The sequence below is a fragment of the Shewanella surugensis genome (assembly GCF_023284005.1).
Lineage (GTDB): Bacteria > Pseudomonadota > Gammaproteobacteria > Enterobacterales > Shewanellaceae > Shewanella > Shewanella surugensis.
In genome coordinates this window covers 19,338-35,669 of sequence record NZ_JAKIKS010000027.1, presented here as the reverse complement: position 1 = coordinate 35,669, position 16,332 = coordinate 19,338, and the positions used below count along the sequence as shown (strand labels likewise).

General features: G+C 40.9%; 19 protein-coding genes. 14 read left to right on the top strand and 5 right to left on the bottom strand.

Going from position 1 to position 16,332, the window contains the following annotated elements; all coding sequences use genetic code 11:
- Window position 1 precedes the first annotated feature (1 nt).
- Both L2764_RS09060 and L2764_RS09055 read left to right on the top strand, forming a co-directional pair.
- A complete protein-coding gene (locus L2764_RS09060) occupies window positions 2-433 on the top strand; it encodes a DUF6691 family protein (protein WP_248939899.1) in 432 nt (143 codons plus the stop codon).
- A gap of 8 nt (window positions 434-441) precedes the next feature.
- Window positions 442-753, top strand: coding sequence for an ArsR/SmtB family transcription factor (locus tag L2764_RS09055; protein WP_248939898.1), 312 nt, complete (start codon window positions 442-444; stop codon window positions 751-753).
- A 1-nt stretch (window position 754) separates the two neighbouring features.
- Here the strand turns inward: L2764_RS09055 and L2764_RS09050 are convergent, their stop codons facing one another.
- Complete coding sequence (locus L2764_RS09050) at window positions 755-1,174, bottom strand: secondary thiamine-phosphate synthase enzyme YjbQ (RefSeq protein WP_248939897.1); 420 nt, start codon at window positions 1,172-1,174, stop codon at window positions 755-757.
- A gap of 133 nt (window positions 1,175-1,307) precedes the next feature.
- Window positions 1,308-2,825: a hypothetical protein gene (locus L2764_RS09045; RefSeq protein ID WP_248939896.1), complete on the bottom strand. Its 1,518-nt coding sequence runs from the start codon at window positions 2,823-2,825 to the stop codon at window positions 1,308-1,310.
- 296 nt (window positions 2,826-3,121) lie between these two features.
- Here L2764_RS09045 and L2764_RS09040 point away from each other — a divergent pair, with 296 nt between their 5' ends.
- The 4 genes from L2764_RS09040 (at window position 3,122) to L2764_RS09025 (ending at window position 6,298) form a co-directional block, all read left to right on the top strand.
- Window positions 3,122-4,006: a DUF4396 domain-containing protein gene (locus L2764_RS09040; RefSeq protein WP_248939895.1), complete on the top strand. Its 885-nt coding sequence runs from the start codon at window positions 3,122-3,124 to the stop codon at window positions 4,004-4,006.
- A gap of 163 nt (window positions 4,007-4,169) precedes the next feature.
- Window positions 4,170-4,796: a multicopper oxidase domain-containing protein gene (locus tag L2764_RS09035; protein WP_248939894.1), complete on the top strand. Its 627-nt coding sequence runs from the start codon at window positions 4,170-4,172 to the stop codon at window positions 4,794-4,796.
- On the top strand, window positions 4,748-5,833 hold the full coding sequence (locus L2764_RS27990) for a multicopper oxidase domain-containing protein (protein WP_248939893.1): 1,086 nt from the start codon (window positions 4,748-4,750) through the stop codon (window positions 5,831-5,833). Before L2764_RS09035 ends, L2764_RS27990 begins: the two co-directional genes overlap by 49 nt.
- Before the next feature lie 42 nt (window positions 5,834-5,875).
- Window positions 5,876-6,298: a hypothetical protein gene (locus L2764_RS09025; RefSeq protein WP_248939892.1), complete on the top strand. Its 423-nt coding sequence runs from the start codon at window positions 5,876-5,878 to the stop codon at window positions 6,296-6,298.
- 98 nt (window positions 6,299-6,396) lie between these two features.
- Here the strand turns inward: L2764_RS09025 and L2764_RS09020 are convergent, their stop codons facing one another.
- The 3 genes from L2764_RS09020 to L2764_RS09010 all read right to left on the bottom strand — a co-directional run bounded on the left by L2764_RS09020 (window position 6,397) and on the right by L2764_RS09010 (window position 7,493).
- Window positions 6,397-6,684: a PAAR-like domain-containing protein gene (locus L2764_RS09020; RefSeq protein WP_248939891.1), complete on the bottom strand. Its 288-nt coding sequence runs from the start codon at window positions 6,682-6,684 to the stop codon at window positions 6,397-6,399.
- Window positions 6,651-6,800: a PAAR domain-containing protein gene (locus L2764_RS09015; RefSeq protein ID WP_248939890.1), complete on the bottom strand. Its 150-nt coding sequence runs from the start codon at window positions 6,798-6,800 to the stop codon at window positions 6,651-6,653. Before L2764_RS09015 ends, L2764_RS09020 begins: the two co-directional genes overlap by 34 nt.
- A gap of 240 nt (window positions 6,801-7,040) precedes the next feature.
- The gene (locus tag L2764_RS09010; protein WP_248939889.1) at window positions 7,041-7,493 is read right to left on the bottom strand and encodes an Lrp/AsnC family transcriptional regulator; all 453 of its coding nucleotides are present in this window, start codon (window positions 7,491-7,493) and stop codon (window positions 7,041-7,043) included.
- 102 nt (window positions 7,494-7,595) lie between these two features.
- On the opposite strand from L2764_RS09010, the gene L2764_RS09005 reads away from it, so the two are divergent.
- From L2764_RS09005 to L2764_RS08970, 8 genes are all read left to right on the top strand, one after another.
- Window positions 7,596-8,186: a LysE family translocator gene (locus tag L2764_RS09005; protein ID WP_248939888.1), complete on the top strand. Its 591-nt coding sequence runs from the start codon at window positions 7,596-7,598 to the stop codon at window positions 8,184-8,186.
- A 112-nt stretch (window positions 8,187-8,298) separates the two neighbouring features.
- Window positions 8,299-9,942 (top strand): AMP-binding protein, encoded by a 1,644-nt coding sequence (locus tag L2764_RS09000; protein ID WP_248939887.1) that lies wholly within the window; start codon window positions 8,299-8,301, stop codon window positions 9,940-9,942.
- 194 nt (window positions 9,943-10,136) lie between these two features.
- On the top strand, window positions 10,137-11,081 hold the full coding sequence (locus tag L2764_RS08995) for a calcium/sodium antiporter (protein ID WP_248939886.1): 945 nt from the start codon (window positions 10,137-10,139) through the stop codon (window positions 11,079-11,081).
- A gap of 117 nt (window positions 11,082-11,198) precedes the next feature.
- Window positions 11,199-13,277: an ATP-dependent DNA helicase RecG gene (recG, locus tag L2764_RS08990; protein ID WP_248939885.1), complete on the top strand. Its 2,079-nt coding sequence runs from the start codon at window positions 11,199-11,201 to the stop codon at window positions 13,275-13,277.
- Window positions 13,278-13,481: 204 nt separating this feature from the next.
- Complete coding sequence (locus L2764_RS08985; RefSeq protein ID WP_248939884.1) at window positions 13,482-14,366, top strand: DUF3014 domain-containing protein; 885 nt, start codon at window positions 13,482-13,484, stop codon at window positions 14,364-14,366.
- 185 nt (window positions 14,367-14,551) lie between these two features.
- Window positions 14,552-15,274 (top strand): beta-ketoacyl synthase chain length factor, encoded by a 723-nt coding sequence (locus tag L2764_RS08980; protein WP_248939883.1) that lies wholly within the window; start codon window positions 14,552-14,554, stop codon window positions 15,272-15,274.
- Window positions 15,267-16,097: a lysophospholipid acyltransferase family protein gene (locus L2764_RS08975; RefSeq protein WP_248939882.1), complete on the top strand. Its 831-nt coding sequence runs from the start codon at window positions 15,267-15,269 to the stop codon at window positions 16,095-16,097. Before L2764_RS08980 ends, L2764_RS08975 begins: the two co-directional genes overlap by 8 nt.
- Entirely contained in the window at window positions 16,084-16,332 is a 249-nt protein-coding gene (locus tag L2764_RS08970) for a phosphopantetheine-binding protein (RefSeq protein ID WP_248939881.1), read from the top strand. The genes L2764_RS08975 and L2764_RS08970 overlap by 14 nt, the downstream gene beginning before the upstream one ends.

Below are 16,332 nucleotides of genomic sequence, written 5' to 3'. Positions count from 1 at the left end.
TATGACATTATTTATTGCGCTTTTTTGTGGCATTTCATTTGGTATTGGATTAACTATTTCACAAATGGTTAATCCAAATAAAGTGCTTAACTTTTTAGATATTACCGGTAATTGGGATCCTAGTTTGGTCTTGGTTATGTTCTCAGCACTTACCCTTTTTATTCCTGTTTATCACAAAATCATCAAAAATAAGCCAAAGCCTACTTTCACTAATGCCTTTAGCCTGCCAAGTAAAATAACCATTGATTACCCGCTCCTTTTTGGCGCGTCAATATTTGGCATCGGCTGGGGAATATCAGGTATTTGTCCAGGACCGGCACTGGTTAATATGACTCAAGGTTCGCCTAAAATCATCGTATTTATATTGCTGATGCTCATTGGAATGAATATTCCCAAATATGTTAATATGCTTTTATCAAGATTAAACAAATAAGAGTATTAATGAATTCCACTATATCATTAGAAGAATTAGAGAAAAATTCGGCTAAAGCTGAAGTGCTAATGAAAGCATTAAGCAATAAGTATCGACTCATGATCCTTTGCCTACTTCAAGAGAGTGAGCTATCGGTCTCTGCGCTAAACAAACAGATCCCAATAGCACAATCGACGTTATCGCAACATTTGGCCTGGCTTCGAAGAGAGAAATATGTGACAACACGACGAGACGCACAAACGATATATTATCAATTAAGTGATAAGAACATAATAAAGGTCATTGATTTGCTCCACAGCATCTTCTGTGAAAATGAATAAATTACTCACCATTTAATGTTACAACTAAGGTTCGAGCCGTTGCATAATCTCTATGCTCACAAAGATAAATGCCTTGCCAAATCCCCATATTAAGCAACCCATTTGTCACCGGAATACTCTGATTAGAACCAATCAAGGTCGATTTTATATGGGCAGGCATATCATCAGCCCCTTCAAAAATATGTTCATAATAAGGCGCATTTTCTGGCGCGAGAACATTAAAATGTCTCTCCAAGTCTTGGCGAACAGTAGGATCGGCATTTTCATTGAGAGTAATTGATGCAGAAGTGTGCTTAATAAAAAGATGGAGTAGGCCCACTTTAAGTTGTTCAATTTCTGGAAGTTGCTGCAAAATTTCATCAGTGATGAGATGAAAACCTCTTTTCTTTACTTTTAGACTCATTTCTTTTTGAAGCCACATAAATATTTCCCGTTATTCTTTGTTTATTACCATAATAAGTAACAATTTGATTATGCTACTTTTTCCAAAAAAATAACAACGCCCACAAAAAGCAGGCGTGTACTTCACAATTTAATGTATGGACTTGATTAAATTAGCTCTTACTCATAAAAAATGCTTTTACATTTGATAGTACGCCAGCCAATGACCGTATACGCTCATAAGCAGTATCTTGACCATTTTTGAGTGCAATATCTTCTATTGATTGTTTTTGAATAGGATTATGAATATGACTTCTGGTATCAATTCCCAATGCCCACTTAGTACCTGACTCAACCTTTTGATAAGTATCGATTGGTAAACCTTGCTCCCGATTCATTGCAGCTTGAATATAGGTCGCCGCCGTTCGATTACAATTCGATTCAAACGGGCTATCTGAAGGTAAAGGCGTATAAGCCACCATAGAGCGTGCTTTTAATGCTTTTCTCTCAGACTCAGGCAATATCCCATCTCCCTTTATAGTCCGAATACTCGCTTTCGTTTGTTCTAATCCATTTAAGCCCAGTTTTTCATTTAAATAATCCTGGTAAACTCGTTGCTCTCGGCTAATGTCTTGTAATGTTGTCAACTTAATGGGCTGTTGTTTCACCGGTCCTTTTTGCTGCTCAAAGTAGCTCATATCCTCATTATGAGTAAAGCCTTTACGCGGATCCATATTGTAGAACCCTTGCTGACCATTTTGCTGAGCAGCGATATAACCTAATCCAATGCGGTGTGACTCTGTTAACGTCATTTTTGCACCGCCTAATTTAAGCTCGGACTTCACAGCATCAACAAAGCTATCTAAAAATGCAAAGTTCTTCCCTTGCTCTTTTAAACGTTCAACCGCATTAATCAGTGCTGGTTCAAAAGGCAATTTCACTTTCCCGCCATCACTATTTCTGCTGACATATTTTGCTTGCGATAATGCAACAATAAATGCATCATCGATATTGACTTGCGAGCGAGTCATATCATTTTTTTCACCATAGATCCGCGCATTTTTAGATCCGGGTTCTCCAGCCATAATGTAGGCATGCAATGGCGGAGAAAATTTACTGACAGCATAACGATGGGCCATATAAACAGGCACTGATTTCAATGCGTCTCGCGCTACCATCGTTGGTTCATCGACAGAGCTATTGGTGCCAGCTTTAGCTTGAGTATTTTGGTTTATATTCTGTTGAAAAGATTGAATTAATCTATCTTTTAAGTATTTTGATTGTAATACTTGCGCCGTATTCTGATGCTCATTGAAATATGGCCTTGTCCAAGCTTTGATTATTTCATGATTTTTGGGCTTACCTTTAAAATAACCAATCTGATACTCTATATAACCTTTTGTTCGATCTACTTTGGTATAATCATTGGATGTTAAGTTAATGAGTTTAGAGAAGATATCTTTCTTTAATCCAACCATATCCGGCGTATTTTCGTCGCTAAGCGCATCAAGTTGTCTAATGTATTCTTTCGCCTCAGCTCGATGAGTGCCACAAAAAGCATCACATAACCAATCCCAAATCTTCTCAGTTAAACGCACATTATCAACATGTGAGATCTCTTCAGCACTAATGTAATTTGTATCCCAATTGCTATTTGCAATAGCTCCAGCACCAAGCTGTATACCTGTCATTATGTTTCTTTATTCTAAGTGAAGTTTAATGAGCTCAAATTTAATTCAATCTAAAGCACATAGCTTCCAAAAATAACTCAAGCTATCAAAAAATAGAGTCCATATTCTAAAGTCGTATACTCAATACCTTCGTCTTTCTACCCTTTAATCGAAATAGAATGTAAAAATGACGCCCCCAACAGCCTTAACTATTTAACAATATGACTACTTATTCGCAATAAATATCATTTACTCTTATGCTTAACCATCAATTTCAATCATACTCGATGATAAAACAGCTAACCTTAGGGGGATGAATGAGCGAACTATATGGGGCTTTAATACTATGGTTTAGCTTAACTTTTCTCTCTATGATTTATGTTCTATGGGATCAGTTCACCAATACACCCTCAATGCGAATAATGACCTTCGCATGGGTTCTTATTATCCTATACACGGGTCCTTTAGGGCTGTTCTTTTATTTTCTTTCTTGCCGTCAACCCTTAGAGGGGAAACATGATGAATTTATCAACGTTCATTGGAAGCAATCCTTAGGCTCTCTGATACATTGCGTCGCCGGTGATGCTACCGCCGCCATCATCATCATGGCCATTGTTTTAACATTATTCTCCATTGCAAATGGACTAGAAATGATCCTTGAATATATCGCCGCCTATTTATTTGGTCTATTTATTTTTCAAGCTCTGTTTATGCGCTCCATGTTCGATTCTTATTGGGAAGCCGTTCGAAAAACCCTCTTTGCTGAAACGATTTCAATGAACTTTGTTATGTGTGGTATGTTGCCAACCATGTTTATTTTGGCTCACCTATTTCCGTTAAGCACTGACCCTAACAGTCTCTATTTTTGGGGAAGAATGAGTTTAGCCACCATTATTGCCTCTTTCGTCGCTTACCCCATTAACGCTTGGATGGTACGTAACAATATAAAACATGGAATGATGTCTAGGCCCCAAGCCAGTGATAGTAAGCATGCTCACAATGAACATAACATGCATACCCACGCTCATGAGCATGAGGTGCATGATAATCTAGAACATGATGATAAAAATATTCATCGTGCACACGATATGAAAGCAGACTCTATATCTTTTACAAAACAAGCTATCTTGATCAGTGCGACTTTTGCACTATTACTTATCATTATCTGGCTCACTACTTTTATTATTCCAATCAAATTTTAAAACTTCCCCCTTCAATCTCTAATACATTTATCACTTTATTTATGTCTCTATACTCGCGAAAATTTCGATCTCTTCTTATGCTTATATCAAAATCATTTATCTCGTTTCACACCATATAAATTGATGCTAATTGATACCCGATAACATTTTCAAGGAATGACTAATGACGCTCTTTTTACATAAATTTAGCAATTCACTTTTCATTTTCCTATCTTGTCTATTTTTCATATCCATACTCCCTGCCGAAATTTACGCAAAAGAAGTGATCTATCATCTCAATATCGCAAAGGGTCCCGTCAATGTGACAGGAGAGACCATTGAAGCGATTACCATTAACGGCCAAATGTCTGGACCAACTTTAGTGTTCACAGAAGGTGACACTGCGGTGATGAAAGTCACCAACACCATGCCCGTTCCTGCCACCATTCATTGGCATGGATTACTGGTTCCAAATGCTGTCGATGGTGTACCTTATGTCACCACTTTACCAGCGTTACCCGGTAAAACCGAAATCTATCGATTCCCTCCCATTCAAACGGGTACTTATTGGTATCACTCTCATTTTGGATTACAAGAACAATATGGGCTTAAAGGCACCATAGTGATCAAACCCAAAAAAATGAAAGAAAATACCCCCAAAGACATAGTTCTGAGTATTGGCGATTGGAATAATGAAGTACCGAGTCACAGTTTACGCAGCTTAAAACGCAATAGTCCTTACTTTACCTTGAAAAAAATCAAGTGCAGAGCATCGCTGGTGCCATTAAAAGCAAAAGTTTTGGTAATTTAGTCAAGCGAAATTTCTATAACGTACTTGATGCCGATCTTTCCGATGTCGGATACGATGCCTTTATTACTAATGGTAAAACCCACTGGCAAGTGGATGGCTCACCCGGTGATAGACTTCGTTTAAGAGTGGTTAATACCAGTACATCTTCTTATTTTTATTTAAATTACGCAGGTGGGCCGCTGGAAGTTATCGCAGCCGATGGACTCGATATCACCCCAACAAAACTCGATAAATTACTTATTTCGACTGCTGAGAGCTATGATTTTTTAGTGACAGTCCCTCAAAGTGGACAATATGAATTTCGAGCCACCTCTTTTGATGGCACAGGTTTTACTTCTACTTGGATAGGCGATCTTAACAGTACTCAGTATCCTGCACCCGATATTCCTCAGCCCGATATCTATCAGCTCAGTGTCGATATGACCAATGCGATGATCGCCATGAAAAAAGGCAGTAAAAACATGCCCAAAGGACATAAAAAAACAAATACAATGCCCGCGATGTCAAATATGATGAAAAACGAGTTTACTGGTGGCCCCGCCGAGACACGCCCAGGCGCGCCTTACGGGAAACTACGCTCTCCTGATAAAACAACATTGGCAAAAAATCGCCCTTGGCGAGAGGTAAAGCTTGATTTAACGGGAGATATGGATCGCTATCTCTGGACCTTTAATGGGAAAACCTTGGCAGAAGATGCGCTTATCGCCATTAAAAAAGGCGAAAATGTGCGTTTTGTTATGACTAATAAAACCATGATGCGCCATCCTTTACATTTACATTTACATGGACACTTTTTCAGAGTGGTCACCGAGCAAGGTGAATACTCCACACTCAAACACACTGTTGATGTTGCCCCCATGCAAACCACCATTATTGAATTTGCCGCTAATGAAGAAAAAGATTGGTTCTTCCATTGTCATAACCTATATCACATGCTGTCAGGTATGGAGCGGATCGTGCATTATGAAGACACCGAAGTGGCACCAGAGGTTATGGCACAGCGTTATAAAGCCTACGAAGATCCTTGGTACACTTGATCTAATGCTGGCTTTTACAGCCAAATGACCGAAGGTTTAGCAATGACGACCAATTCCCGTAATACTGTCGCCTTAAATTGGCAATATGATTGGGATAGTCAATACGATATTACCGCAGGATACTATCGCTATTTTAATCGCTTCTTTTCTTTATTTGCCGGCGTCGATGCCGATACCGATATTGCTTCACATGAGAATAGAGGCCTCATCGGTTTCTATTACTTATTACCCTTCGATATAGGCAGTTTAAACTGGGTTGATCACAGAGGAAATGTACGAACTCAGCTCAGTAAACCTTTTCAAATCACAGATAAACTCAGTTTAACCACCGACTTTCAGTATGATTCCTACTCTTATAGCGATTGGGGCGTAGGATTAAATTATTGGTTAACCCGTCGTGTTAGTTTCACTGTCAAGTATGATTCAAGTTATTATGGTGGCGCTGGGATCTCTGTGAGGTTTTAAGCCTGTATTCACATCAATAACACTATAAATTATGGCGTAACTCGATACATTCAAACTATGCCGACACTAATCCTTAATCAACAAGACAACATTAGTGCTTAAGTCAGCACCATCACTTTATATTGTGATGGCACCAGCGTCACTCCCACACAATAGGGAGAAGTGCCATTTTGAGCAGTGGTGCTGGTTAACCTTTGCACTGGCATACCAGCAACCATGACCGCAGTACTGCCAACAGTAAAACTGGTTGAGCCCATCATTTCACCTGACGCAACGCCACCCAGTGCACCAGTACTATCACCTGTACTCAAGGTGATACTGGATGTTTGTGTAATGGTTGGCCCACCATCAATCAATACCGTAGTCGATGCAGTGACGGATCGCACATGATCCCTTCTGACGTATTAGGGTAAGGGATCGCTGAGGTAGCGGTGCCCACTAACGTATAACAGGTGTCTGGATAAGCATAATTCGTCCCACCTAATGTCGTATTCGCGTACATAACAACCTCACAGCTTAATAAGAAAAGTCTATATGGTGCATTTCAGATACTGTTAAAACATCTTCGTTTTAATATATAAACTAAAAGATATCTAGACATAGAATGATGAAATACCGACCACTGGCTAACCTTATCATTGGTGAGCTTACAGATAATTCAAGAAGTGAAAGAAGCGAAAATCTGAGAAATGAAATGTCTTAAACCCTGTAATTCTTAACCCTCATGAGGCGAAGCGATACGTCAAGCACGCTCATCTTTAGGTGAGTCCATCACCACATAAGTCGTAATTTCATTCACTTGAGGTAACGTCCCTAACGTTTCGGTATGAAAGACTTTATAAGCGGCAAGATCGTGAGTTTCTACCCGTAATAAGTATTCATAAGATCCGGTAATATTATGGCATTCTCTCACCTCAGATGAACGAGAAATAGCCACTTCAAAGGCTTGCTGCGCCGCTTTACTATGATCGCTAAGCCCTACCGCAATATAGGCTATACACCCAATCCCTAATGCAGTTTGATCCAACACTGCCCGATAACCCATTATCACGCCTAAACGCTCTAGCTCTTGTACTCGTCGTAAACAGGCCGATGCAGAGAGTCCAACCCGAATAGCAAGTTCAGCGTTACTCACTCGACCATCTGATTTTAATTCTTGCAATATTCTTCTATTAATACGATCAAATTTAGTCATAAGTTGCACATTAATTAATTATTAAGCGAATAAAGCAAGATAACATCTTCTATTAAAAATTATAATTGCAATATCATTCAGACTTATAAAAAGACCTATTATATGGATTACAATCTACTTGGCGCCTTCATTACTTTTGCCTTTGTTTCCACCATTACCCCTGGACCCAATAACATCATGCTAGCTTCATCTGGGGCTAATTTTGGTTTTCAACGCACGATCCCCCATATGCTAGGCATTGGACTCGGTTTTAGTTTCATGGTGATTCTAGTCGGTATGGGACTCATACAGGTTTTTGATTTTTACCCTACTAGCTACTCAATATTAAAGGCCGTGAGCCTAGCTTACTTAGTCTATTTAGCCTATAAAATCGCAACCACTCAAGATGCAAAAGAAAATAAAGCACAGACTAAACCACTCTCTTTCCTACAAGCGGCAAGCTTTCAATGGATTAACCCTAAAGCATGGACCATGGCCCTCACCGCAATAAGTGTTTATGCGCCCTCACACAGCTTCAACGCGATTGTTCTCTGCGCCGGTATTTTTGCTTTGGTCAATTTACCTTCAGTGAGTTTTTGGACTTTCATGGGTCAGAAGTCTCGTCAACTGTTATCAAACCCCGCCCGATTAAGAGCATTTAATATCATTATGGCCGGACTGCTTATTGCTTCTATTTATCCACTTTTATTCTAATGAATATGTTAAAACTGTATACACATAAAACTATTTGTCTTAAATAACAAAAATGTCCATACTTAATTAAGGATAAAAATCAAAAAATAATCGCAAACGGAGTTGAGTGCTGATGAAAAGCCCTATTGAAATGCTCGAACACTGGGTCGCCACGCAAGGAGACAAAGTCTACCTAAAGCAGCCCATTAACGGTCAATACAAAGAATTTACTTGGAAAGAGGTATACAGCCAAGTACAGCAACTCGCTGGAGGATTACGTCATCTAGGCCTCGTTCCTGGAGATAAAATCGCCATTTTATCGAAGAACTGTGCCGAGTGGTTTATCACCGATCTTGCATTAATGTATGCAGGCTACATCAGTGTTCCCATCTACCCCACTGCCAATGCCGATACCATACGCTATACATTAGAACACAGTGATTCTAAAGCTGTTATCGTTGGTAAGCTTGATAACTGGCCCGAACAAGAAACAGGGGTAAATGGTGATATTCTTCGTTTATCAATGCCCTATGATACGATGCCAGCTCAATACCAATGGGAGCAATTATTATCCTTAGGCCAACCCTTAAAAGATACCCCTCTTCCGACAAGTGATACCATGATGACTATCGTTTACACTTCAGGGTCAACAGGGAAACCTAAGGGCGTTATGCATCATTTCTCCAACTATGCTTGGACCGCACAAGCGGCAGCTAAAAAAATTAATCTGAGTACTGATGACAGAATTATTTCTTATTTACCTTTAGCCCATATCACCGAACGTGTAATACTAGAAGGCAGCTCAATTTATTCCGGTTTCAGTGTTGCCTTTGTCGAGAATATGAGTACTTTCGTTGATGATGTAAAAAGAGCGCGGCCAACGTTATTCTTTTCTGTGCCTCGATTGTGGAGCCTTTTCCAGAAAAATATTATCGATAAAATTGGTGCGAATAAACTCAATCTATTATTAAAAATCCCTATCATTAATACCCTGATAAAAAACAAAATAAAAGCAGGTCTCGGCTTCAGTGATTGTCAAAAATTTGGTTCAGGTTCGGCGCCGATCCCACCTTCACTCATCGCTTGGTATCACAGCATTGATATTGACATCTGTGAAGGCTGGGGAATGACTGAGAATAGTGTTTTTTCATTAGTTCATCTCCCCTTCAACCCCAATAAAATTGGTAGTGTCGGTCAACCCATTGAAGGTTGCAGCATCAAACAAAGTGAAACAGGCGAGCTCCTTGTTAAAAGCCCTGGCCTAATGCAAGGCTATTATAAAAATGAAGAGTTAACCCAAGTCAGTTTTACGGATGAAGGTTATTATCTCACTGGAGATTTATGTACCATAGATGATGACGGTTATGTCTTTATCACTGGGCGCGTTAAAGACAACTTTAAAACTTCAAAAGGTAAATATGTCGCGCCAGTCCCCATTGAAACCAAGCTAGCCAAAGACTTAAGCATAGAACAGATTTGTATTATAGGTTCAGGGCTCCCTCATCCCATTGCACTGGTACAATTATCAGAAGGGGCTAAATTACAACACAGAGAAGAAGTACGTACTTCACTAAAAGAGACATTAGATAACGTCAACACACATTTAGAATCTCATGAGAAAGTTGATGCAATCGTCATCACAGATGAGGTTTGGAGTGTTGACAATGACATATTAACTCCGACACTCAAAATTAAGCGCCATGTCATTGAAGCTCGCTATATTAATCGACTCGAAGATTTACGAGGCGGTCAAATACGTTGGGAGAATGAGCTTTAACGTTACACTTAAGCACATCTAATTAACGAAATAAAACACGTTGACTGGCGTGTTTTTCTTTATTAAAATCAGTTAATTAACAAAACATCCCCCAAGTACTTAAATAAAATTAATATTATATATAGTTAAATCCATTGCTATGAAATTTTAAGCCTTTATTCTTGCTACTTATTATCACCTTAAATTCGATGAACATGCTGATTACTCTTTCTCTTCTCGGTGGCTTTCTTATTTTAACCCTCGGCGCTGAAGCGCTCGTGCGGGGAGCCAGCGCAATTGCATTACGTTTAGGCGTTGCGCCTTTAATCATAGGGTTAACCATCGTCGCCTTCGGCACAAGTACGCCTGAGCTTGCTGTTAGCCTAAAAGCCGCGCTTGAGGGTAATAGCGGCTTAGCATTAGGCAATGTCATTGGATCTAACATCGCCAATATTGGCTTGATTTTGGCCATTACCGCGCTAATTAAACCGATCCAAGTCAAGTCACAGATGGTCAAACGTGATATTCCCCTCATGATTATGGCCTCAATGCTATTTTGGTGGCTGCTTCATGATGGTGAACTCAGCCTTTGGGATGGAGCTTTACTCGCATCATTATTGAGTATCTATCTGGGCTATAGCTATATCAGCTCTCGTAAAGACAATAATGAGTGTGATAACAGCGAGCTTATCGATCATCGCCGCCAGCATGTTTTGCTGTCTCTTTTATTCGTCTTTGTTGGCATCGGTATGCTGGTTGGTGGCGGGATTTTGTTTGTCGATGGTGCCATCACCTTAGCCAAACAGTTCGGCATCAGTCAAATCGTAATTGGCTTGACCATAGTGGCCATAGGCACTAGCATGCCAGAGCTCGTCACTTCCGTTGTAGCAGCGAGAAAAGGCCACAGTGATATTGCCATCGGTAATGTTGTTGGATCCAATATTTTTAATATTTTAGGGATCCTTGGGGTCACTGCCATTATTCACCCTATTAGCGCTGCAGGCATGAAAACCATCGACTTTAGCGTCATGTTGATGCTTGCTGTCATTACCTTGCCTTTTGCATGGACAGGCTATCGAATTGGCCGCAGGGAAGGTATTTTATTGCTATTAGGTTACTTTTGCTATGTCGGTTATTTAGTCAGTAACGCCTCCGTGTAAACCTAATTTAATGACTCAAGTGAAATGAGTGGCTCGTTTTGCTTGGCGATAAGATTGCCATCTACAATTTATCTGATAGTATATGTATAAATTTACAGTGGTTGGAAAGCTTACCGTTTGCATACATTAGATCTTACTCCTATTACAGATCTGAAAGGCGTTGCTACTAAAATGGCTGAACGCTTAGACAAACTCAAAATTAAAACCATACAGGATTTGTTATTTCATTTACCCCTGCGTTATGAAGACCGTACACAAATTTATCCCATTGGCTCTTTGTATCCTGGTCACTATGGCACTGTAGAAGCCAATATCATTTCTAGCCAGATCATCCACGGTAGAAAACGCATGCTGACGTGTCTTGTTAACGACGAAACAGGCCACTTACTGCTACGCTTTTTTAATTTTTCCGCTGCACAGCGTAATACACTGGCTCCAGGCATGACAATCCGCGCCTATGGCGAAATTCGCCGTGGAAAGCATCAAGCTGAAATGATCCATCCAGAATATAAGGTGATCCAAGAGGGAGATGTATTATCGCAGAGTCATACCTTAACGCCTGTTTATCCGACCACAGAAGGCTTAAAACAAACCAGCTGGCTTAAACTCACCGAACAAGCACTTGTTTTACTCAATAACGGCGGGCTACCGGAATTGCTGCCAACCCATCTCAGGCCCAACAGCATGAGCTTGCAACAGGCGTTACAGATAATGCATCGCCCCAGTAATGATGTCTCTATTTTTGAATTAGAACAAGGCACACACCCTGCGCAGCAAAGACTGATCCAAGAAGAACTACTGGCCCATAATTTAAGCATGTTACGATTGCGCCAGCGCGTCCACAAAGATAACGCTGTCACCATGCCTGCAACAAAACAGCTTATCAGCCCTTTTTTACAATCTTTGCCTTTTTGTCCCACCAATGCCCAACAAAGAGTGGTTCATGAAATAGAACAAGATCTAATAAAAGAGCAACCTATGATGCGGTTAGTCCAAGGGGATGTGGGCTCAGGGAAAACCTTGGTCGCCGCCATTGCCGCACTACAGGCAATCGAAAGTGGCTATCAAGTCGCTATGATGGCGCCCACCGAATTATTAGCCGAGCAACATGCTGCTAATTTTACCACTTGGCTTAAGCCGCTAGGCTTAAAAGTAGGCTGGTTAGCTGGAAAACTAAAAGGCAAGGCAAGAGCACAATCCTTATCTGATATTGCCTCAGGTGAGGCCCACATGGTGATAGGCACTCACGCTATTTTTCAAGAGCAAGTCGTCTTTAAACGATTAGCGCTCATTATCATTGATGAACAACACCGATTTGGCGTACACCAGAGGCTGGAATTAAGAGAAAAAGGGATCAGCCAAGGTTTTCACCCTCATCAGTTAATCATGACGGCAACGCCAATCCCTCGTACACTCGCCATGACAGCCTATGCCGACTTAGATACCTCTATCATCGATGAATTACCACCAGGACGGACGCCTGTCACCACAGTGGCTATCTCAGAACAACGCCGACCAGAGGTCATTGAGCGGGTCAAACAAGCGGCGCTGGCTGATAAACGTCAAACTTATTGGGTCTGTACATTAATTGAGGAATCGGAGGTGCTTGAATGCCAAGCTGCTGAAGACACAACTGAAGAGCTCAAACTCGCGCTCCCCGAACTTAACATTGGCCTCATACATGGACGGATGAAATCAGCAGAAAAGCAGCTAATTATGGCTGAGTTCAAGCAAGGCCATTTAGATTTATTAGTCGCCACGACGGTCATTGAAGTCGGCGTGGATGTCCCCAATGCTAGCCTGATGATTATTGAGAACCCAGAACGCTTGGGTCTTGCTCAACTGCATCAATTACGTGGCCGTGTGGGTCGCGGCGCTATCGCGAGCCATTGTGTCTTACTTTATAAGGCGCCTTTATCCATTACCGCCATCAAACGTTTAGGCGTGCTGAGGCGAAGTAATGATGGGTTTGTCATTGCCCAACAAGATTTAGAAATCCGAGGACCCGGAGAAGTATTAGGCACCAAACAAACTGGCATTGCCAACATGAAAATAGCGGATTTATTACGCGATCAAGCCTTGATCCCTCATATTCAAAAATTAGCCCAACATGTAATGGATCAATCACCTGATAACGTTGATAATATTATTGCAAGGTGGCTTGGTGAAGAAATAGAGCAATTTGTACAAGCCTGATTAAGGTTTAAAAAATTAAAATGGACCGTACACCTTCAATACTCAAGCCAGCTGAATTCTGCATCTTCAACGAGTTTAGGTATACAATGAAAGTTCAAAAGTTAAACATCTTTAATTAAGATGACTTCAATAGGCAATGCCTGTTAATTTGACAATGAACCATATCGACACATGAATGTTCGACCGAGTAACAGAGGAATTAAAATGAAAGCCAACCAAGAAGATAGGGCCAACCCCAAGGGAAACTCCTCTGGATCTAACCCTGCAATTATATTCATCATTATCGTTATCTTACTTGCTGGTGGAGCTTATTATTATTTCAGCCAGCAAGATGGCAAGATTGAGAACAGTGCAGAAACAGACATCATCCAGCCTGTTTCAACTCCCGATGAACCTTTAGATACCGTTGCCAAGGTACCCGAAACCTCCACAACGATACTCAATAGTGATACCACCGCTGAAACGACACCACACACCCCCATTCAGCCTGAGATCCTACCGCCATTAAATACCAGTGATCAGTTTGCCTATCAAAAAGCACTCGATATTGCCGACGGTATGACGATTCAACCTATTCTCAATGACAAAAACATCATTCGTCAGTTTGTGGTTTTCGTTGATAACCTCTCTGAAGGAGAGCTCGCTCGTAATGCTAGCCCTATTAAAGGGCCTAAAGAAAAGTTTACCGTTGCTGATGTCAGCAATAAAACTTACATCGATCCTGATAGTTATCATCGATACGATATCTATGCAGACTTTCTTAGCGGTCTCAATGAGCAGCAACTACTGAGCACCTATAAGCAAATGAGTCCTTTATTTAGCGAAGCATTAGCCGAACTGGGATATAAAGATACTTCATTTGATGAGCGCATGTTAAAAGCCATCGATTTAATGATGGCCACACCCGTGATAAATGATCCCATTGAGGTCAATGGCATCAGTGTTAATTATAAATTTGTTGATCCCAAGCTAGAAGTATTAGCAGGCCCACAAAAACTGCTTATTCGTATGGGTGCAGATAATGCCAGAAAGGTGAAAGCCGCTTTACGCCGCCTTAAAACTCAATTAATTCAACAAGAAAACAATTAACATTGACTATCGTTATATTTAATTTTTAGCATTATCCCCTTCACGGGGATTTATGCTATGATGCTGCCCGAAATTAAAAATACCCAACATAGACTAGCATCAATTCGAATTTTCTTATCTTCGACAATTATTAAGCAATATAGGTTGGTGTAAAGAAAACAAGTAAAACAGGTGCGTAACAATCAATGCGGTTAACATTTGATATTATTTCATGGGGGGCATGGTCTCCTTTGTACCAACAAGCCTTGGATTGGCGACATTGGCAAGCACCAACAGGTGTGCAGCTTCCTCCTGCGCTGACACCCAAACTTCAGCAAGTCTCACCAAACCAACGAAGACGACTTAGCCCATTAACGAAAATATTGCTTGCGGCAGCTTTCCAAGCACAGCCCCCCTCTCAATGCCGCAGTATCTTTGCTTCTCAACATGGTGAAATCAATCGAACCATGTCACTGCTTAACGATATTACCCATAAAAATTCACTCTCCCCCACCAGCTTTAGCCAGTCGGTGCATAACACTGCAAGTGGTATTTTTAGTATATTGACCCATAATCAGGCCGCTTCGACGGCTATTGCTGCTGGGAGCTCTTCCTTATCCCAAGCCTTTATTGAAGCCTATGGATTGTTACACGAAAATGCTGAACCGATATTGCTCGTCTATGGTGATGAACCTGTTCCAGCCATTTTTAAAGAATTCAACTGCCAACCAGAATGGCCCATCGCCATGGCTTTCGTATTAACAAAACAATCATCCAATACCCGTGTCGCCAAGCTGACTGTTGACACAGTGAACTCGCAGAAAACGGATACGACATTGCATTATGGCCAAATGCTGCAAGCTCTCGCCTGTAGAAGCCCTCTTGCTGGTATCATTGCGAACCAACACTGGTCAATAAATTGTGACTGATTTTACACCAGCCCCTAAATTGACAGGGCTCGCTTATATTCCACGATGGCTGGGTGGCGTTGCCTGTTATATCGTTTTTGGTCTAGGAGGGCTACTCAGCTCACTCACCCTTTTACCTCTCATCAAATGTTGGCCCGGATCTCGCGAACAAAAAATTAAGCGGGTCAGAAAAGCGGTCCACATTATGTTTCGAGGGGTTGTGGCTATGCTCACTTGGGCGGGTGTCATCAAAGTCAGTACCGAAAACGCCGCGCTATTACGCAGTATTAAAGGAAAAATCATCATTGCCAATCATCCTACACTCGTTGATGTGGTCGTCATGATAAGCTTCATTCCAAATGCTGGCTGTATCGTTAAACAAGCATTGTGGCGAAACCCTTTCTTACGCGGTGTGGTTTCTTGTGCAGGTTATATACCTAACAGAGGCGCCGATTTACTCCTTGCCGATTGTAAATCTGAACTCGCAACAGGCACAAACCTCATTATTTTTCCTGAAGGGACACGCACTCAAATAGGTGCAACGATTAATCAATTTACCAGAGGTGCCGCGAATATTACTCTGCGTACCCAAAACGAACTCATTCCGATCGTGTTACGAACCAATGCAATTGGTCTCAGTAAACAACAACCGTGGTATCATATTCCCGCCCGTACTATCGGTATGCGTGTCGAAATAGGACATCCTCTCTCTTATAGCGATTACTCCTCAGCTTCGAGTGTCGATATGAATATGAGTTTAGATGCAAAAAAAGCGCGACAAATGACTCGGGATTTAGAAATTTATTATAAACAACAATTAGATATGACCCATGAAATTACATAATGATATTAAAACATTAATTATTGAATGTCTCGACCTTGAAGACGTTAGCATCGATGATATTGACTCTGATGCGCCACTATTTGGTGAAGGCTTAGGCTTAGATTCTATTGATGCCTTAGAACTAGGTTTAGCTATAAAAAAACAATTCAATATAAAAATCGATGCCAATTCAGACGAAACTAAACAACATTTTTATAGTGTCAATAGTCTTGCCAGCTTCATTGAAGCGCAATAA

Coding starts and splice junctions, on each gene's coding strand:
- L2764_RS09035 (WP_248939894.1), top strand. CDS start 4,170: ATGACGCTCTTTTTACATAAATTTAGCAATTCACTTTTCATTTTCCTA.
- L2764_RS08970 (WP_248939881.1), top strand. CDS start 16,084: ATGAAATTACATAATGATATTAAAACATTAATTATTGAATGTCTCGAC.
- L2764_RS09000 (WP_248939887.1), top strand. CDS start 8,299: ATGAAAAGCCCTATTGAAATGCTCGAACACTGGGTCGCCACGCAAGGA.
- L2764_RS09060 (WP_248939899.1), top strand. CDS start 2: ATGACATTATTTATTGCGCTTTTTTGTGGCATTTCATTTGGTATTGGA.
- L2764_RS09040 (WP_248939895.1), top strand. CDS start 3,122: ATGAGCGAACTATATGGGGCTTTAATACTATGGTTTAGCTTAACTTTT.
- L2764_RS08985 (WP_248939884.1), top strand. CDS start 13,482: ATGAAAGCCAACCAAGAAGATAGGGCCAACCCCAAGGGAAACTCCTCT.
- L2764_RS09045 (WP_248939896.1), bottom strand. CDS start 2,825: ATGACAGGTATACAGCTTGGTGCTGGAGCTATTGCAAATAGCAATTGG.
- L2764_RS09050 (WP_248939897.1), bottom strand. CDS start 1,174: ATGTGGCTTCAAAAAGAAATGAGTCTAAAAGTAAAGAAAAGAGGTTTT.
- L2764_RS09005 (WP_248939888.1), top strand. CDS start 7,596: ATGGATTACAATCTACTTGGCGCCTTCATTACTTTTGCCTTTGTTTCC.
- L2764_RS09055 (WP_248939898.1), top strand. CDS start 442: ATGAATTCCACTATATCATTAGAAGAATTAGAGAAAAATTCGGCTAAA.
- L2764_RS09015 (WP_248939890.1), bottom strand. CDS start 6,800: ATGTACGCGAATACGACATTAGGTGGGACGAATTATGCTTATCCAGAC.
- L2764_RS08995 (WP_248939886.1), top strand. CDS start 10,137: ATGCTGATTACTCTTTCTCTTCTCGGTGGCTTTCTTATTTTAACCCTC.
- L2764_RS09025 (WP_248939892.1), top strand. CDS start 5,876: ATGACGACCAATTCCCGTAATACTGTCGCCTTAAATTGGCAATATGAT.
- L2764_RS08980 (WP_248939883.1), top strand. CDS start 14,552: ATGCGGTTAACATTTGATATTATTTCATGGGGGGCATGGTCTCCTTTG.
- L2764_RS09010 (WP_248939889.1), bottom strand. CDS start 7,493: ATGACTAAATTTGATCGTATTAATAGAAGAATATTGCAAGAATTAAAA.